Annotated in this window: 14 protein-coding genes; all 14 read right to left on the bottom strand. The window is 56.1% G+C overall.

Features of this window, described 5'->3' with window-relative positions; translation table 11 throughout:
• Window positions 1–88 precede the first annotated feature (88 nt).
• The gene (locus IEY11_RS00150) at window positions 89–763 is read right to left on the bottom strand and encodes a response regulator transcription factor (RefSeq protein ID WP_188885425.1); all 675 of its coding nucleotides are present in this window, start codon (window positions 761–763) and stop codon (window positions 89–91) included.
• Entirely contained in the window at window positions 753–2687 is a 1935-nt protein-coding gene (locus tag IEY11_RS00145; protein WP_188885424.1) for a sensor histidine kinase, read from the bottom strand. The genes IEY11_RS00150 and IEY11_RS00145 overlap by 11 nt, the downstream gene beginning before the upstream one ends.
• 570 nt (window positions 2688–3257) lie before the next feature.
• Window positions 3258–5342, bottom strand: coding sequence for an elongation factor G (locus tag IEY11_RS00140; protein ID WP_188885423.1), 2085 nt, complete (start codon window positions 5340–5342; stop codon window positions 3258–3260).
• Between the two features lie 609 nt (window positions 5343–5951).
• The gene (rpoD, locus tag IEY11_RS00135; protein WP_118760287.1) at window positions 5952–7190 is read right to left on the bottom strand and encodes an RNA polymerase sigma factor RpoD; all 1239 of its coding nucleotides are present in this window, start codon (window positions 7188–7190) and stop codon (window positions 5952–5954) included.
• Window positions 7187–8953 carry a DNA primase gene (dnaG, locus tag IEY11_RS00130; protein WP_118564257.1) on the bottom strand — a complete coding sequence of 589 codons (1767 nt, stop codon included), beginning with the start codon at window positions 8951–8953 and terminating at the stop codon, window positions 7187–7189. The genes rpoD and dnaG overlap by 4 nt, the downstream gene beginning before the upstream one ends.
• Before the next feature lie 58 nt (window positions 8954–9011).
• Window positions 9012–10013 carry a deoxyguanosinetriphosphate triphosphohydrolase gene (locus IEY11_RS00125; protein WP_188885422.1) on the bottom strand — a complete coding sequence of 334 codons (1002 nt, stop codon included), beginning with the start codon at window positions 10011–10013 and terminating at the stop codon, window positions 9012–9014.
• A gap of 121 nt (window positions 10014–10134) precedes the next feature.
• Complete coding sequence (locus tag IEY11_RS00120; RefSeq protein ID WP_118760285.1) at window positions 10135–10770, bottom strand: YigZ family protein; 636 nt, start codon at window positions 10768–10770, stop codon at window positions 10135–10137.
• 32 nt (window positions 10771–10802) lie between these two features.
• On the bottom strand, window positions 10803–12083 hold the full coding sequence (gene hflX, locus IEY11_RS00115; protein ID WP_188885421.1) for a GTPase HflX: 1281 nt from the start codon (window positions 12081–12083) through the stop codon (window positions 10803–10805).
• A 764-nt stretch (window positions 12084–12847) separates the two neighbouring features.
• Window positions 12848–13051, bottom strand: coding sequence for a 50S ribosomal protein L31 (gene rpmE / locus IEY11_RS00110; protein WP_016147979.1), 204 nt, complete (start codon window positions 13049–13051; stop codon window positions 12848–12850).
• 87 nt (window positions 13052–13138) lie between these two features.
• Complete coding sequence (locus IEY11_RS00105; protein ID WP_110436301.1) at window positions 13139–13597, bottom strand: S-ribosylhomocysteine lyase; 459 nt, start codon at window positions 13595–13597, stop codon at window positions 13139–13141.
• On the bottom strand, window positions 13594–14982 hold the full coding sequence (locus IEY11_RS00100) for an MATE family efflux transporter (protein ID WP_188885420.1): 1389 nt from the start codon (window positions 14980–14982) through the stop codon (window positions 13594–13596). The genes IEY11_RS00105 and IEY11_RS00100 overlap by 4 nt, the downstream gene beginning before the upstream one ends.
• 110 nt (window positions 14983–15092) lie before the next feature.
• On the bottom strand, window positions 15093–15758 hold the full coding sequence (locus IEY11_RS00095; RefSeq protein WP_188885419.1) for an HAD family hydrolase: 666 nt from the start codon (window positions 15756–15758) through the stop codon (window positions 15093–15095).
• A gap of 256 nt (window positions 15759–16014) precedes the next feature.
• Window positions 16015–17307 (bottom strand): chloride channel protein, encoded by a 1293-nt coding sequence (locus tag IEY11_RS00090; RefSeq protein WP_188885418.1) that lies wholly within the window; start codon window positions 17305–17307, stop codon window positions 16015–16017.
• An 87-nt stretch (window positions 17308–17394) separates the two neighbouring features.
• Window positions 17395–18900, bottom strand: a complete 1506-nt coding sequence (locus tag IEY11_RS00085) for an IMP dehydrogenase (RefSeq protein WP_117491317.1) — start codon at window positions 18898–18900, stop codon at window positions 17395–17397.
• Between the last annotated feature and the right edge of the window lie 176 nt (window positions 18901–19076).

Here is a 19076-nt window from a genome sequence, read left to right as displayed (position 1 = left end):
AGGTATTTCACCCTACTTCAGTATAAAGGCAAAAAGACAGCGGACGGCGAAGGTATCAAATTTGTTACCTTCGCCGTCCGCTGTTCAGTTATTGCTCCTCAAGCCGATAGCCGCTGCTGCGGTACGAATTGACCGTGACCCTCGCATCCTCTCCGCCGAGCTTCTGCTTAAGCCGCGAGATCGTCATGCGCACGGCATGCGGGTCGTCTCCCATCGGCTGCTGCCAGACCGCCTCGTACAGCTCCTGCGCGCTGACGCTGCGGTTCGGGTGCCGCGCCAGATACAGCAGCGCCGCAAACTCCTTCTGCGTCAGATTCAGGTCGGTCTCTCCGATGTACGCGCGTCCGCTCAGCAGATTCATCCGCAGCGGGCCAAGCCGTACTGCGCGTTCCTTCGGGTGCGCCGCACGCAGACGCGCTTCCACGCGGGCCATGAACACCTCCAGATCATACGGCTTTGTCAGATAATCGTCTCCGCCTGCGGTCAGTCCCTTGACGATATCCTCGTTTTCGCCCATAGCGGTCAGGAACAGGATCGGCACGTCATATTCCTGCTTGATCTCGCGGCACAGCGCCACGCCGTCGCCGTCCGGCAGAAGAATATCCAGCACGATCAGGTCCACCGCGTGAAAGCACAGCAGCTCCCGGCACTTGTGCGCGGTTTCTGCCTGCAGGGTGCGGTAACCGCGCATGTGCAGTGCCGCGTCGTTGATCGCCATGATGTGCGGATTGTCCTCCACCAGCAAAATCAGTTTATCTTCCACAATCGTTCTCTCCTTGTGTTTTGAGCGGCTTTTTTGGCAGTTCGAGCCGGAACACCGTGCCGTCTGCATCGGTATGCTCCACCTCGAGCGAGCCGTGGTGAATCTTCATCGCGTCCGCGCAGATCGTCAGACCGATACCGCTGCCGCCGTCGCCACTGCAGCCCTTCTCAAAGATATGCGGCAGCAGGTCGGGCGCAATGCCGCTGCCGGTGTCGCTCACGCGCAGGCACACCCGCTCGCCCTCGTCCGTAATGCGGTAGGCAATCATGCCGTTCTCCGTGTGGCGATTGGCATTGACCGTCAGGTTGATGAGCACCTGCAGCAGCATTTCCGGATTGCCCCAGAGCGCAATACCGTCTCCGCTATCGCTTTCCAGCCGGTTGTGCTTTTTTTCCAGCATGGGACGGCATACATCCGCCGCACCGGACAGCAGCTGCGCCGCGTCAATGACGCCCATCTCAATATCGGGTGAACCGCCGTTGGCGAGATCGATCAACCGCGATACGAGCGCAGAAAGCCGCTGCGCTTCGGACGAAATGGTCTGCATGTGTTCATGCGCGTCCGCGCTGACCGCTCCGGTGCCAAGCTGCCAGTCGGTCAGCTGCGCGTAGCCGCTCATAACCGTGAGCGGCGTTTTCAGTTCATGCGCCATCTGGTGCAGAAATTCGCTTTTCAGCCGGTTGAGCTGGGTCAGCACCTCGCGCTGACGGCGGCTCTCGGACAGCTCCTGTTCCCGGCGGTTGATCTTCAGGCTGATGGCTCCCGCAATCAGGAACACGAACACTAGCAGATACGGCGGCGCTGCTCCGTGGCGCGTGATGGTCGTCACGATGCGGCCAAATACCGCCTCGTACACGTTCGAGCCGAACAGCAGCAGATAGCCGAGCAGAACAAGCACATCGTCCCATTCAAACCGCCGGATGCGCCAGAACCGTCGAATCAGCTGTACAACCAGATACAGGAAAAACGGTATCGAGAGATAGTACCCGATTTTACTCAGCGGTGCGATATCCTGCGTCGGCAGGATAAAATGCGCCGCCGCCAGCACGGCATACAGCGCCGCATAGCACCGCACAACGATTGGCTTCGCCAGTTTTTCGTACAGACTTTGCAGCAAAAGCAGCAGAAAACACGGCTGCAGCGTAATCATCAGCACCAGAAACCGATATGCGACTGCCCAGTTGTAGTTTGCAGGCAGCAGATGCAGCACATAGAAATTCTGGTCGCGCAGACCGAGCAGCACACAGATGACCGCGAGGAAAACATACTTGATCTCGCCCTGAAATACCGCAAACAGCAGAAAATACATGCCGAACAGGCACAGCGAACCGCCAAGCACCAAGGAATACAAATTCCGGCTTCGGCGCATGCGGTCGATGTTCTCCGCGGTGGACAGGTGCATCTGCGTCAGACCGCCGCCTTCGCGGTGCACGAAATTCGCGTACTGGCAGACCACCTCGACCGTGCCATCCTCACCGGTGTAAATCGGTATGAGCATATAGTCGATGCGCGGCTCAGACTCCGCCGCAGACGCCCCCACCTTGCCGATTTCGAGCACTTCACTGCCGTTTACCAGCACACGCGTGCTGTAATCGAATGAGTAGCCGCCGAGTGTCAGGTATTGTTTCGGCTGCGCGTGTATTTTCAGCCGGTATGAGCCGTATGGAATGGATTCATTGCGTTCTCCCGGTTGGGCAGTGTTCAGCTCTGCGCCGCTGCCGAGTACCTCAGGATAGAACGCCCATTCACCGTCTATCTCATATACCGCCGACGAAAAGTCCGCTGATGTTGCATCCAGTACGCCGTTCTGCGCTTCCATTGCGCTGAAATCGCCGGATCGGTTGGAAAACAGCAGCATCAGCAGCACAAAAACCAGCAGGATAGCCGCCGTTATCGATATATAGCGCATTCGTTTGTTCTTCATGGGCAGCTCCCCCCTTCAAATCTCATTATAGGAGAAATCTTCAGTTTCTGCAAGATAGGAGTTATGAGTGAGAAAGCAGGCGCTTTTCAGAGAGGAGAGAGCATATCAGATAAAGCGTATTCATACAGGTATATTCGCAGATGCCATCCATAACAACACGCAATCGAGTTGCGCAGCACAGTTATCCCCCTTGAAACCCTCTCTTGCCCTTCGGGCAATTCATCTTGTGTCGCGCCTGCGGAGATGAAACCGCCTGTGTAACAGCAAAGTATCTGGCACTGCATAGAGGTAAAGAAATGGGAGCACACTGTGCTCCCCTACGATAGAAAAAATCCTCTGCCGTTCCCCTTTTTCGCAGCGGTCGCCGCTCTCTGATTTTCGCCATGCCCTCTAAGGGAAAGGGGTGAAAATCAGAGGGTGGAAACCGCAGGTGTCTACCCTCTTGTGCCCCTGCCGGGTAGGCAAGTTTCGTTCGCTTCGCAAGCGCCAAACACCCATTCCTAACCGGTTAAGCAAAGAAAAACCGGCCGCTCACGCAGCCGGTTTCAATTTCACAAAATGCAGGGAATGTTATTCCTTGTTCAGCGCCTCCAGACGAGCCTTATTCGCTGCGATAACCTTTTCCTGTACCGGAACCGGTGCCTCATCGTAGCGCTCGAACTGGGAAACAAACGAGCCTCTGCCCTGCGTCATGGAGCGCAGCTTGATCGCGTAATCGCCAAGCTCTGCCATCGGGCACTCGGCCACGATCTCCTGCTTGCCGCCGTCGAGCGGATTCATGCCCATGATGCGGCCGCGGCGCTTGTTCAGATCGCCGATAACATCGCCCATGTAGGAATCCGGGATAACGACCTTGAGCGAGCATACCGGCTCGAGCAGTACCGGATTTGCCTCCGGGATACCGGCCTTGTATGCCAGACGTGCTGCCATCTTGAAGGACAGCTCGTTGGAGTCTACATCGTGGTAGGAGCCATCGAGCAGGGTTGCACGCAGGCCAACCATCGGGTAGCCGGCCAGAACGCCATGCTCCATCGCCTCGCGGATGCCCTTGTCAACTGCCGGATGGAAGTTCTTCGGCACGGAACCGCCGAAAATCTTCTCCTGGAACAGATAATCACCCTCGGCATACGGTGCAAATTCCATCTTAACGTGGCCGTACTGACCATGACCGCCGGACTGTTTCTTATGCTTGCCTTCTACCGTAACAGCCTTGCGGATCTTCTCGCGGTACGGAACGATCGGATCGGTCAGCGTAACCTCTACGCCAAACTTATCCTTCAGCTTGGAGCACAGAACGTCCAGATGAATATCGCCGGCACCGGAGATCAGATGCTGCTTGGTTTCCGGGTTGAACTCGGTATCGAAGGACGGATCCTCGTCACGCAGACGAGCAAGACCGGTGGAGATCTTCTCCTCAACGCCCTTTACCTTAGGCGCGATTGCCTGCGTGTAGCACGGCGGCGCAATCTCGATCGACTCAAGCTCAACCTTGCGAACGCTCATCGAAAGCGTATCGCCGGTCTTGGTGGTAACAAGCTTGGAAACGGCACCGATGTCGCCGCAGCCAATCACCGGAACCTCGGTCGTCTTTTTGCCGCATACGGTGAAGATGTGACCCATCTTCTCGTTTGCATCGGCACGCTTGTTGACCAGCGTCATATCCTGCTTGACCTCGCCGGACATAACCTTAAAGTAGGAGAAGCGGCCGTACTGGTCAGCGACCGTCTTAAATACAAATGCACAGGCAGAGCCGTTCGGGGTGCAGTTGATCTCAATCAGCTCGCCCTTTTCGTCCTCGCAGATCTCAACCGGCTTTTCGTCGGGAGACGGCATGTAGTCCGCAATGCCCTTGAGCAGCGCGTAGGAGCCGATACCGGTTGCAGCGGTGCCGCAGAATACCGGCGCGAGAACCAGATCCTTCACACCCTGACGAATGCCGGCGATCAGCTCTTCATCCGAGAACTCCTCGCCTGCGAAGTAACGCTCCATCAGGTCCTCAGACAGCTCGGCGATGTTCTCGCACAGTGCTGCACGGTGCTGGTCGATACGGTCCTTCATGTTGTCCGGGATCGGGATCTCGACACGCTTGTTGCCTTCCATGCGGTACGCCTTGCGGATAACGCAGTCCACAATGCCGACGGTATCGCGGTTGCCCTCAAAAATCGGGACAACGATCGGCGCTACCGATACGCCGAACTGCTTCTGCAGCTTGTGCAGAGAGTTATAGTAATCCGAGTTTTCCTCGTCGATCTTGGAGATGTAGAACATACGCGGCATTGCGTGCTCCTCACAGTGAGCCCAAGCCTTTTCGGTGCCGACGCCCGGACCGGACTTGCCGGTTGCGACGATCAGCGCGGACTCCGCAACGCGCAGTGCGCACTGCACTTCACTTTCAAAATCAAAGAAACCCGGGGTATCGAGCAGATTGATCTTGCAGCCGTTCCACTCTACCGGCGCTACAGCCGTGGAAATGGAAAACTTGCGCTTGATCTCTTCGGGATCAAAGTCACAAACCGTGTTGCCGTCCGCGATCTTGCCAACGCGGTCGGTTACACCGGCGATATTGAGCAGGCTCTCGACCAGCGAGGTCTTGCCGTCGCCGCCGTGACCCATCAGACATACATTACGGATCTTGTTAACCGGATAATTCGCCATAGTTTATATTACACTCCCCTGCCCTAACCTGTTATCGTGCCCTGCCGGCACGTTATACTCCTGGGCGCTTTGTTTCGCGGGAGCGATCCTCTCTTTGTGGGATCGTTTCCCTTCTTCGTTATTATACACCACATAAGCCAGGTATGCAAGCTGTTTTTTGTGCAATTTTCATGTAGCATTTTTCACAACGTCGTCGAATAACAGCGGCGGCCACTTAGTGCACGTTTCGCACACATTCTGATAAAAAATCCGAATTTTCCTTTGTTTTTTGCATTTCCGGAAGATTTTCAGCAAAATCGCTCGTTTTTGTTTACTTCTTACAAATAAAATGATATAATTTTAGTGCTACTTCACAAAGGAAGAAAAAACGTCCTTCTCATAATCTGACAAAGGGAAGCCTGTGACGGCATTTTGCACAGCTGGCCGTTCCGCCGATCTCAGGCAATATTCTGCCGCAATTTTACAACACGATAGAAACCTTTGCCGCCGGTCAAGCATTTTATGCGGTATCTCGAATATCGCAGTAATTGAGAATGGAGAATTAGCGCAACGGTTTCATTTTCCATAAAAAAGCCGCTTACCATTGGTAAGCGGCTTTTGATATCTTGCTTAGTTCAGAAAATCCTTCAGCTTCTTGGAGCGCGACGGATGGCGCAGCTTACGCAGCGCCTTTGCCTCGATCTGGCGGATACGCTCACGAGTTACGTTGAATTCCTTGCCGACTTCCTCAAGGGTGCGGGTATGGCCGTCCTCGATGCCGAAGCGCAGGCGCAGAACCTTTTCCTCACGCGGCGTCAGAGTCTTAAGCACCTCAACGAGCTGCTCCTTGAGCAGCATAAAGGAGGCCGCCTCTGCCGGTTCCGGCGCGTCGTCGTCCGGGATGAAGTCGCCGAGGTGAGAATCCTCCTCCTCGCCGATCGGCGTCTCGAGCGATACCGGCTCCTGCGCGATCTTCAGGATGTCGCGCACACGGTCAACCGGCATGTTCATCTCCTTGGCGATCTCCTCCGGGCTGGGATCGTGGCCCAGCTCCTGCAGCAGCTGGCGGGAAACGCGGATAACCTTGTTGATGGTCTCAACCATGTGTACCGGAATACGGATCGTACGCGCCTGATCCGCAATCGCACGGGTGATCGCCTGACGGATCCACCACGTTGCGTAGGTAGAGAACTTAAAGCCCTTGGTGCTGTCGAACTTCTCAACTGCCTTGATCAGACCGAGGTTGCCCTCCTGGATCAGATCGAGGAACAGCATGCCGCGGCCGACATAGCGCTTTGCGATGGAGACAACCAGTCGCAGGTTAGCCTCAGCCAGACGCTTCTTTGCACGGTCGCCAAGCTTGATATCCTTCTCAAGCTGTGCGCGCTCCTCCGCCGGAATGGCATCGCCTTCGTTTGCGATGCGTTCTGTGGCCTCGTTGCCCTTCTGCATACGCTCTGCGAGCGTTACCTCCTCCTCAGGAGACAGCAGATCGACCTTGCCGATTTCCTTCAGATACATGCGGACCGGATCATCAATGGCGAACGTTTCAGCCATGGCAGAGGTATCGACCAGTTCTTCCTCCGGAACCTCTTCCACTTCCTCCGGCTCAAAGGAGTCGTCATCGTCACCGATGACCTTCTCCAGCACACCATTCGTCTCGACCTCGATGCCCATGGTCTCGAGCGTCTCGTACACCTTGTCGATGTCCTCACTCGACAGCTCCAGATGGCTCAGTGCATCCGAAATCTCCTTGAGCGTCAGGCGGCCGTTCTTCTTGCCAAGCGCGAGCAGGTCGCGCAGGATCTGCTGCTGTGCTGCCTGCTGCTCCTGTGCGTTTGCGGCTGCATTTGCGTTTGCTTTCGTCATATCGTTTGTCCTCCCGCGTTTTGTTTTTTGATGCGTCCGAATGTAAGCAGCGGGTCCTCTCCCGCCTGCGTAATGGTTCCATCCTTGACGCGCTGCATTCGTATGGTGTTTATGTATTCCTGCAGTTCCCCTCGATGCTCTCCAGCCGGAATGCTGGGTTCGAGTATCGCGGACAGCAGGCTCATTTCGTTAGGCTCCAGCCATCCCTCAAAGGACAGCACATCGACCATCTGGTTGTTTCGGTTCAACTCGAGCACGCGCTCGTATATCTTACGCAGCACCGGTGCAGAAAACCACGCCGACTGCAAGTCCTTTTCGGCAACGGCAATCAATTTCTGGTCCGAGAACAGAAGTCTAAGCACGTTCTCCTCAGCCTTTGCGGATTTCATGTCGGTATACGCCAGTGACCTGTCTTTCGGCTGCGCCAGTCCGACCGGAGAGCGTATCTCACGCCGTTCGGCGGCCTTTCGCCGCTTGCGCTGAATGCCGAGTTCGCGCCGAACCTCAACGTTCATGGCTTCGGCGGTCACGCCTGCCATCTTGGCGGCACGTCCGGCGTAGACCTCACGTTCGATGGTGCTCTCGATGCCGGCGAGCATCCGCGCTGCATCTCTAAGGAACAGTACGCGTGCTTCATCGTCCTCAAGGTCGTACTTTGCGGCAATCTGCTCAATGCGGAACGCGTTGTGATCCTCACTGCGTTCAATCAGATTGCGGAACGCATCCGCGCCGCGCGCCTTGATGAATTCATCCGGGTCCTTGGCTCCCGGAATGCGCAGCACCTTGACCTGCAGGTCGCATTTTTTCAGAATATCGATCGCGCGCTGTGCCGCCGCCTGACCGGCTCCGTCCGCATCATACGAGATGACAATGCGGTCGGTGTGCCGCGCGATAATGCGTGCCTGCTCCTCGGTCAGCGAGGTGCCAAGCGATGCAACCGCGGAATCAAATCCCGCCTGATGCAGCGCGATGACATCCATATAGCCCTCGGCTAAGATAAAATAATCGTTCTTCGTGCTTTTTGACAGGTTGAGCGCAAACAGATTGCGGCTCTTGTGGAAAATCGGCGTTTCCGGCGAGTTCAGATACTTCGGCTTGGAATCATCCAGCACACGGCCGCCGAATGCAATCACATGACCGCGCACGTCAATGATCGGGAACATGACACGGTTGCGGAACCGGTCGTAAATATGTCCCTTTTCGCTGCGGCTGACCAGACCGGCGTCCATGAGTTCCTCGCGTGTGTAGCCTTTGGCCGTCATCGCGTCGATGAGCGCGTGGAAGGAATCCGGTGCATAGCCCAGTCCAAAGCGGTTCATCGTCCTTCGGGACAGACCTCGGTTGATAAAATACTGCTGTGCGGTTCGGTTTTCCGGCCGCCAGAGTGTGTCATAATAATAACGTCCGGCGTCCCTGCAGAGCGCGTACAGACGCTCTCTGTGGCGCGCCGCTTTGCGCTCGGCTTCACCCTGTTCGGGTATCTGCATGCCCGCCCGCTCGGCGAGATAGCGTACCGCATCCGGGAAGGTCAGACCTTCCGCCTTCATAATAAAGGTGATGACACCGCCGCCTGCGCCGCAGCCGAAGCAGTGAAAGATCTGCTTGTCCGGCGAGACCGAAAACGAACCGGTTTTCTCGTTGTGGAAGGGGCACAGACCGAAATAATTCGCGCCGCTCTTTTTCAGCTGCACATATTGCGAAACGATCTCTACAATGTCGTTCCGCGCGGATAGCTCGTCCAGAAATATACGGTCAAACGGCATTTCGTGTCCCTCCTTCCCTATTTATCGAACGAAAACGAATATATGATACCCATTTTCGTTAATCCTCAATCTTATTCCAGCTTTTCGGAATAAACAAATTCTTATAAACCGCTATCGAGTAGCGGTCGGTCATGCCTGCAACATAGTCGCACGCGATCCGCTCGAGCGCCTCCCCCCGGGCCTGCAGCACGAAGTAATCGTCCGGCAGCTCGTCAGGATGCTCAATAAAATATTCGTACAAACTGCGCAGCATGGATTTTGCGCGTTTTTCCTCACGCTGCGCGGCCGTGCCGTGGTACACATGATCGAACATGAACTGCCGCAGCTCCATCATGTCCGCGTGCATCTGCTCGTCCATGCCGATCTCCAGATACCGCTGACCGTACTCGATCATCGCCGTCACCAGCGTGTCAATGCGCTTGCCGTGCGTCTCACCCAGGCGTTTCCTCAAATGCTGCGGAATATCGCTCTCACGGATAATACCCGCGCGTACCGCGTCATCAATATCATGGTTGATGTAGGCAATGCGGTCGGCAAAGTGGATAATGCGGCCTTCCGGCGTACTCGCCTTGCGCCTGCCGGTATGGCAGACAATGCCGTTGCGCACCTCGCGCGTGAGGTTCAAATTCTCGAGCACATCCACAACGCGCAAACTCTGCTCGTTGTGCCGAAACCCGAACGGACAAACCTCATCGAGTGCCGCCTCTCCGGCGTGACCGAACGGCGTGTGCCCGAGATCATGTCCGAGTGCGATCGCTTCGGTCAAATCCTCGTTGAGTCCGAGCGCCCGCGCGATCGTCCGCGCAATCTGCGCGACCTCGAGCGTGTGCGTCAGCCGAGCACGGTAGTGGTCGCCCTCCGGCGAGATAAATACCTGCGTCTTGTTGCCCAGCCGCCGGAACGCCTTCGAGTGGATAATGCGGTCGCGGTCTCGCTGAAAGCAGGTGCGGTACGGACACGGCTCCATCGGGCGCAGCCTGCCTGCGGAGCTGTCTGCAAAGGTCGCCCACGGCTCAAGCACCGCATGCTCGCGCTGTTCGTTCTGCTCTCGAATGGTCATATGTACCGCCTCCTCAGCCTCGGAGAATCCGTCACATAATAGTTATACGAAACGAAATCTGAAAATCCTCTTTTTTTCACAAAAATTTTTTCAGAATTTTGTGAGCCTTGCAAGCCGGTATTTACTTGACACGCCGACCCATGAATCGGGTCTCCATGACCTCGGCGTAAACCTGCCCTGCCGTAGCTTCGGCGAGCGCCTGATTGAGCTTGTCCTCCCGACCGGCGGGCAGCGTCACGGTCAGCGTTACATCCGCGCCGTAGTCGGTCTCCTCGACCGCGCAGTCGTGGTCCGGCAGCAGGTGCAGAATAATCTCGTACAGATTGTACGGGCACGCGATGAGCGCCACCGTATACAGGCTCATTCTCTGCACACCGGCCGCCGCGACAGCCACCTGCGCGCCCTGCGTGTACGCGCGGACCAATCCGCCCGTGCCGAGCAGAATACCGCCGAAATAGCGCGTGACAACGCAAACGCAGTCGGTCAGGTTCTCGTGGCGCAGCACCTCGAGGATCGGCATGCCTGCCGTGCCCTGCGGTTCTCCGTCATCCGAGTAGCGCATCACATTGCCCTCACGGAGAATGTAGGCGTAGCAGTTGTGTGTCGCGTCCCAGTAGGTCTCGCGCATCTCCTTTATCTTCGCTACCGCCTCCTCGGCGGTTTCGACGTGCCACAGCCGTCCGGTGAACTTGGAGCGTTTTTCTTCAAATTTGTCCTCGCCGTAGCTGGCGAAAGGCACAAAGTAATCTTTTTCCATCAGCAAATCCTTAAATAATTAGGAATTAGTAATTACTCATTACCCATAATGTATGTCGAAACTCTGCCGTAGGTCTTATCATCCACAACCGCCTCGACAATCGTGCCTTCCGCGACATAGTCGGTCGAGTCGATCTGTGCTTCGCGGTGCAGCATATCGAGCACGGCGCCGTCGCTGTACGGAATGCACAGCTTCACCTTATGCTTACCCTTGCCGAGCGCCTTTTCGATGGCAGTCAGTAGGTCGTCAATGCCCTCGCCGCTCTTTGCGGAAATCTTCACATCCTCATCCGGTCGAATGAACGGAATGACGTCCGGGTCGCACTTGTCGGCTTTATTGTACACCATCACGCGCGGAATATCCTGTGCGCCGAGCTGTGCCACAACCTTATCCACAGTCTGTGCATGAATCTGCCAGTTTTCATCCGAAACATCCACGACATGCAGCAGCAGATCGGCATACGCCAGTTCCTCGAGCGTGGCCTTGAACGCCGATACGAGATGATGCGGCAGCTTGCGGATGAAGCCTACGGTATCGGACAGAAGGATTTCCTGCGTATCCGAAATGCGTTTTTTACGCGTGGTCGGGTCGAGCGTATCGAACAAACGGTCGTTCGCCTCGATGCCCGCACCGGTCAGTGTGTTCAGCAGCGTGGACTTGCCCGCGTTCGTATAGCCGACAATAGCAACCAGCGGCAGCTCGGCCTTTTTGCGCTGGCGGCGCTGCACGGAGCGCACCTGACGCACCTGCTCCAGATCACGGCGCAGCTTGTCGATGCGGCTGCGGATATGACGGCGGTCGCTCTCCAGCTTGCTCTCACCGGGGCCGCGCGTGCCGATGCCGCCGCCGAGACGGCTCATCGCCTTGCCCATACCCGCCAGACGCGGCAGAATGTACTGGTACTGCGCCAGCTCGACCTGCAGCTTACCCTCGCCGGTGCGCGCACGCTGCGCGAAAATATCGAGGATGAGCGCCGAGCGGTCGAGTACCGTGCGGCCGGTCAGCTCCTCCAGATTGCTCATCTGCGACGGCGACAGCTCGTTGTCGAACAGGATCAGACTTGCGTCGTTCATCTCGGCAAGCTGCTTGACCTCTTCAGCCTTACCCTCACCGATAAACGTGCGGGCATCCGGCGCCGGACGGCGCTGCAGCGTCATCGCAACGACCTCCGCACCGGCAGTCTCCGCCAGCGCGCGCAGCTCGTCCATCGTGCGCTCGTCCGCATCCTGATCGGTGTTGAAGCTCGGACACGACAGACCAACCAGAACCGCCCGTTCGATCTGCTTTTCTTCTGTTTGATTGGTAAACGGCATGGAAAATTCCTCCTTGCTGTTAAATTGTCCTCTATATTTATTACACCCAAACGCAAAACCGTACAAGACTTGATTTTTCGTCTGTTTTGCGGTAATATAAGGGTAGAAAAAGTGAATCATTTTTCCGTCACGGCAAACCGTGGCGGATTTTTTGTTATATAGAAAATGCCCTATCGTTGTAAGTCAGCACACCCTGCGGTAACATCTGTTATCAAATTAAACTCGTAGTTGCTGTCCATAACAACGCGTAAACGAGTTGCGCGGCACAGATATGCCGCGCCTGCGCAGAGTAAACCGTCTGTGCAGCAGCATGGTATCCGGCACTGCGGATAGGCCGCGACATGGGAGCACACTGTGCTCCCCTACGGTAGAAAAAAGTCCTCTGCCGTCCCCCTATTTCAGAGCGGTCGCCGGTCTCTGGTCTGCGCCAAGCTAAGAAACAAAGGGAAACGGGAGTTAAGAGGGTAGAAACCGCAGGTGTCTACCCTCTTGCCCACCGCCGTGGGTACGGCGAATCTTCTGCCGTCCGCAGACGGCAACTCTCCGCTGAGGTTCAGCGAAAAACTTTCCGCCCGGACAGCGAGTATTGCTAACGCGACTCGTGTGCCCCGCCTAATCGGTGCAGGAAAAGCCTGACGCCCGGACAGGATGAACCGCCTGCGCGGTTCAGGCGCACCAGACCGCCTGTACCGTAAACACCCTTCCGCAATCTGAAAACAGATAACGAAAAAGCCACCGAAAACACGTTTCGATGGCTTTTCACATTACTTGTCCAGATTGAAACGCTTCTTGAAGCGATCAACACGTCCGCCGGTGTCTACCAGCTTCTGCTTACCCGTGAAGAAGGGGTGGCACTTGGAGCAAACGTCAACGACGATGTTCTCCTTGGTGGAGCCGGTCTCAATGACATTGCCGCAGGCACAGCGGATCGTGGTCTGCTTGTAGTCGGGATGGATGCCCTGTTTCATGTTGTTTCACCTCTTTCCACGGATATGTTTACATATCTCCAACAGTCGTAAAATTATCTTACCACATGTTTTCCGAAAATGCAAGCATTATTTTTCATAAATCAGATTTTCTTCTTTCCAGCCCTCAAGCACGGGAATCATGGAAGCGGCAAGCTGCTTTGCGCCTGCCAGATCGTGCAGCAGATAATTGCCGCACTCAATGCGGCTCGCGCCCGGAATCTCGCCCTCGTAAGCGGCGATAAACGCCATGCTCTCCTGCACGAGCGCAATCGCGTCCGACGGCTTCATATCGCGCACAAGGAAGTAGAAGCCGGTCTGACAGCCCATCGGACCGCAGTAGATGATCTGATCGGCAAACTTCGAGTTGCGCGCATACGTTGCAAACAGGTGTTCAAACGTGTGACCCGCCGCAGGCTGGATGTAAGTACCCGCATTCGGGTACACCATGCGGATGTCATAGGTGGTGATGTCGCCGTCGATACGCGAGGTATACATACCCGGCTTCAGTTTATCATGGTTTACTTCAAAGCTGGCAATTCGTTTCATGCCTTTGCCTCCTTTTCTACATTAAGGAACCGCAGTTCCGAGCGGTATTCGCGCCAGAGCAGAATATACGAGATAAAGAATGCTGCGATTTCTGCAATCGGGAATGCATACCATACCGCATTCAGGCCAAACTGCTGACCCAGCAGCCATGCCGCCGGAAGGATAACGACCAGCTGACGGCAGACAGACACGATCAGGCTGTTCATGCCGCGTGCAGTTGCCTGAAACATTGTGGAATTAATGATACCGAACGCTGCACCGAGGAAGGACAGGCTGATGGTCTTGAGCGCCGGAACGCCGACCTCAATCATCTCCTGTGCTGCCGCTGCATCGGACTTGTCCACAAACAGCATAAGCATCTGCTCGGGCAGCAGCTGGAACAGCACCAGACCAAGCGCCATAATGACGACAGCCGCCGTCAGCGTGATCTTGTATGCCCCCATCAGGCGCTTGCGGTTGCGTGCACCGTAGTTGTAGCCCATAACCGGCAGTGCACCCTGATTGAGTCCGAATACCGGCATAAAGACGAAGGTCTGCAGCTTGAAATACACACCGAGTACGTTGACCGCCGTCTGCGAGAAGGCGATCAAAATGCCGTTCATGCCCGCCGTCATAACGGAAACGACGCTCTGCATGACAATACCCGGCAGACCAACGCGGTAAATATCCTTGATCGTCTGTCCGCGCCACTTGAACTCGCGCATGTTGACATTCAGCACCTTCTGTTGACGGAACACGCCCCACAGACCAAGCGCCATGCCGAAGATTTGGCCGATAACGGTCGCAAGAGCCGCGCCGCGGATGCCCATCTCCGGGAACGGACCGATACCGAAGATCATCAGCGGATCAAGGATGATGTTGATGATCGCACCGGTCAGGCCCTGACACATCGGGATGATCATGTTGCCGCCGGACTGCTGGATCTTCTCGCACATCATCGAGATCATAACAAAAATACTCATGCCGACCGCAAGGTGCGAATACTGGATAGCGTAAGCCGAAACCGCCTCGCTCGCACCGAATGCGCCGACGAATGCACCCGAGAATCCCCAGCCGAGGATGAAGAATGCGATGCCGCCAACAACCGCCAGCGCAACGCCGTGCTCTGCCGCCGAGTCCGCGTGCTTCTGGCGTCTCTCTCCCAGACGGCGTGCGATCAGCGAGTTTACGCCGACACCAGTGCCGACACCGATCGCCACGACCAGCATCTGCAGCGGATATACGAGCGAAACCGCCGCCAACGCATCCTGCGAATACTTGGCCACGAAGATACTGTCTACGATGTTGTACAGCGCGTTGATGATCATGGAGATCATCGCCGGCAGTGCCATCGAAAAGATCAGCGGACCCATTTTCGCGGTGCCCATTTTATTCTGTTGTTTCAAAAATTCCAGCCTCCCAACGTAAAAGGAAGCCGCGTTAGGATTCCTAACGCAGCTCCATACTCTCTTTCCTATATATAATAGGATATGATGCGTTATATTGCAAGTGTTTTTTACAGTTTTCCGGCAAGTTCGGCAAAGGAATGCTCGACGAACATATCGCTGACCTGCCGGAGCGTGTCTTCGCCCTCCACGTAGGCGGGTTCGGCCATGCCGCAGAGCGCAAAACCGGCCTTTTTCGCCGTTACGCCCGCGTAGGGTGCATCCTCAAACACCATGCACTCGCCTGCTGTCAGACCGAGGCGCTTTGCTGCTTCGAGATAAATGTCCGGCTCGTACTTAGGCACGCCTACGTCCTCGATGGTGAGCATGAACTCGAAATATTTCATCATGTCGCGGTCGATGAGCGCCTTCTCCGCGTGGCGGCGTGCCGTCAGCGTAGCGATGGCCATTTTGACGCCGCGTGCGCGCAGACCTTCGAGAAAGTCGATTACACCGTCCTTGGGCTTTGCAATCGTCTCGTAGCGGGAGGTGATCAACTCGTCCATGCCGTCGAGCATCTGCTGACGGGTCAGCGGCAGATTCGGATAGCGTTTCAGAAAATACTCCGCAACCTGCGGCTGAGAAAAACCCTCGCATACCGCGTAGTCCGCGTCCGTGATGTGAACGTTGAACTGCGCGAGGTAGCGCTGTGTCAGTCGTTTCCAGACCGGCATGGAGTCCAAAAGCGTGCCGTCCATGTCGAAAATTGCACCCCTGATGTGGGAAAAGTTCTGCATTGTAACAACCTTTCGATAGTGTGAAGAGTTAAGAGTGGAGATATGGTATCGCCGCACGCGGCGACCGAGCTCTCCGGCGTCGCTCTCATCAGCTTCGGATTGGTATCATTGAAATTTGTTCCAGATTATGATATACTGTAATTAACAAGAGTATCGCTACTTGCTGATACAGGTAATTGGAACCTGTCGGCAGAAGTTCAGCGATGCTCTTGTTGCTTAATGTAGGGCAGCCCGCCCTACGGTTACTCAACTGCAATTATTTGGTTTTTCTGTCGATAAACTGCGGTCTGAGCTTGGAATAGATGATCTTCTGCTCACTGTACAGGCCATAGTAGCCGGAGAGCATGTACGCGATGGCGATGACCAGCGCAAACAGCGCAAGGCTCTGACCGCCGAACAGCTCATACGCCAGCAGGATGGATGTAAGCGGCGAATTTGTCACGCCGCAGAACACGGCCGTCATACCGAGACCGGCCGCAAAGGATGGAGCCAGACCGAAAAATCCGCCGTAGGCGGCGCCAAAGGTTGCGCCGATGAACAGCACAGGCACGATCTCACCGCCTTTATAGCCGACGCCAATGGTAATCGCCGTCAGCACCAGCTTGAGGAAAAACGCCTCGTATGCCGCGTGACCGGCAATCGCGCGTTCAATGACCTGCATGCCTGCACCGTTGTAGTCGCGCGTGCCGAGCACCAGCGTGACGAGCACCACGACCGCGCCGCCAACCGCAATGCAGGCATACTGGTTGGGCAGCAGATGCTTGAACAGATGGCCGATTTTATGGAAGATGATGCACACGAGCGCACTCAGTCCGGCGCAGACCACGCCGAACGCCACCAGCTTTACAATGAGCAGCACATCCGTATTTTCCGGCACACCGGAGAGCGTAAACGCGGTCGTGCCGCCGCCAAGCTGCAGCGCTACCTGATGCGCGATCACGCTCGCAAGGATGGACGGAAACAGCGCCGCGTAGTACATCACGCCCACGCTGATAACCTCCATTGCGAACACGCTCGCCGCAAGCGGTGTGCCGAACAGCGCCGAAAAGCACGCTGCCATGCCGCACATGGTGATCGTACGGGAATCCTTGTCGTCCAGGTGCATCAGATGTCCGATATTGCCCGAAATCGCACCGCCGAGCTGCAGCGCCGCACCTTCTCGTCCGGCAGAGCCGCCGCACAGGTGGGTCAGCACCGAGGTGATGAAGATGCTCGGAGCAAGCCGCAGCCGCACCGGATGATCCTGCCGCACCGAGGTCAGGATGAAGTTGGTGCCGCGTTCAAGCGGCATATCCATTTTACTGTACCAGAACGCGATAAACAGACCGACCAGCGGCAGAAAATACAGCGTCCAGCTGTATTCCTGACGGGTTTCGGTCGCCCATTCAAGGGCGTGCTCAAACGCCGCGCCGACTGCGCCCACCACCACGCCGATAATGACTGCAAACAGGCACCACCGCGCAAACGCGCTGATATTGCGCCGCACGCGGTACCACGAACCGTACAGCCGCCGCAGCAGACGGCGTCCCGGCTTATTATTCTGAGGCATAGCGCCCCTCCCCTTCATGCGATCTCATTTCCGATAAGAATTGCCCCGCAGAGATAACCTGTGGGGCAATTTGTGAGTAAACTATGCTTATTTGCTCGTAGATGCGGTTTCCTTGAGCACAACATCGTGTGCGCCGCCCTCGACGATCGAGGTTGCGGATACCAGCGTGATCTTTGCCTTCTTCTGGAATTCCGGAATGGACAGAGAGCCGCAGTTGCACATGGTGGAACGGACCTTGCTCAGGGTCAGACCGAGGTTGTCCTTCAGCGAGCCTGCGTACGGAACGTAGGAGTCAACGCCTTCCTCGAAGGACAGCTTCTTGTCGCCGCCCATGTCGTAGCGCTGCCAGTTGCGGGCACGGGCAGAACCCTCGCCCCAGTACTCCTTCATGTAGCTGCCGTTGATGTTGACCTTGTTCGTCGGGGACTCGTCAAAACGAGAGAAGTAACGGCCGAGCATGAGGAAGTCGGCGCCCATAGCCAGCGCCAGCGTGCAGTGATAATCGTGAACGATACCGCCGTCCGAGCAGATCGGAATGTAGATGCCGGTCTCCTCGAAATACTCGTCACGAGCGGCTGCAACCTCGATCAGAGCGGTAGCCTGACCGCGGCCGATGCCCTTCTGCTCACGAGTGATGCAGATGGAGCCGCCGCCGATGCCGACCTTGATGAAGTCCGCGCCGGCCTCAGCAAGGAAGCGGAAACCCTCGCGGTCAACAACGTTGCCCGCGCCGACCTTTACACTGTCGCCGTACTTTGCGCGTACCCAGGACAGAGTGCGGCTCTGCCACTCGGAGAAACCCTCGGAGGAGTCGATGCAGAGAACATCTGCGCCCGCCTCAACCAATGCCGGAACACGCTCTGCGTAGTCGCGGGTGTTGATGCCTGCGCCGACTACATAACGCTTGTGCTCATCGAGCAGCTCAAGAGAGTTTGCCTTGTGGCTGTCGTAGTCCTTGCGGAATACCATATAAACCAGATGCTGCTTGTCATCTACCAGCGGCAGAGAGTTCAGCTTGTTGTCCCAGATGATGTCGTTTGCGATCTTGAGGCTGGTATCTGCCGGAGCGGTGATCAGCTTGTCAAACGGCGTCATGAACTCCTCAACCTTAACGCTGCGCTCCATACGGGAAACACGGTAGTCGCGGCTGGTGACAATACCGAGCAGCTTGCCATTCGCGGTGCCGTCATCGGTAACAGCCATGGTGGAGTGACCGGTGCGCTCCTTCAGCTTGAGGACTTCCTCAAGGGTGGTGTCCGGCTTTACGTTGGAGTCGGATACGATGAAGCCTGCCTTGTAGCTCTTTACGCGGGAAACCATGGCAGCCTCACTCTCGATCGACTGCGAACCGAAGATAAAGGAGATACCGCCCTCCTGCGCCAGTGCGATCGCCATACGATCATCCGATACCGCCTGCATAATTGCGGAAACCATCGGAATGTTGGCATACAGCGCGGATTCCTCGCCCTTTTTGTACTTAACGATTGGTGTGCGCAGGCTTACGTTCGCCGGCATGCACTCCGCAGAGGAATACCCCGGTACCAGCAGATATTCGTTAAAGGTATGCGAAGGTTCACTGAAATAATACGCCATTTCGTCGTTCTCCTTTTCTCCAAATAGGTCGTTTTTGATAGTTAAGTTTATTATATCCTTTTTGCCCTGTAAAGTAAAGCGGGCATATGACGGTTTTTCACGATTTTTGCCGCATGCGTGTTATGCAATCCGTGCAAACGGCTGTCGCGAAATCAGCCTCTGACAGATAGAAAAAT

The sequence above is a fragment of the Butyricicoccus faecihominis genome (genome assembly GCF_014648015.1).
In the GTDB taxonomy this organism is placed as follows: Bacteria; Bacillota; Clostridia; order Oscillospirales; family Butyricicoccaceae; genus Agathobaculum; species Agathobaculum butyriciproducens.
The sequence above is the reverse complement of the archived record's forward strand: the minus strand, read 5'-3'. Positions and strand labels throughout refer to the sequence as shown.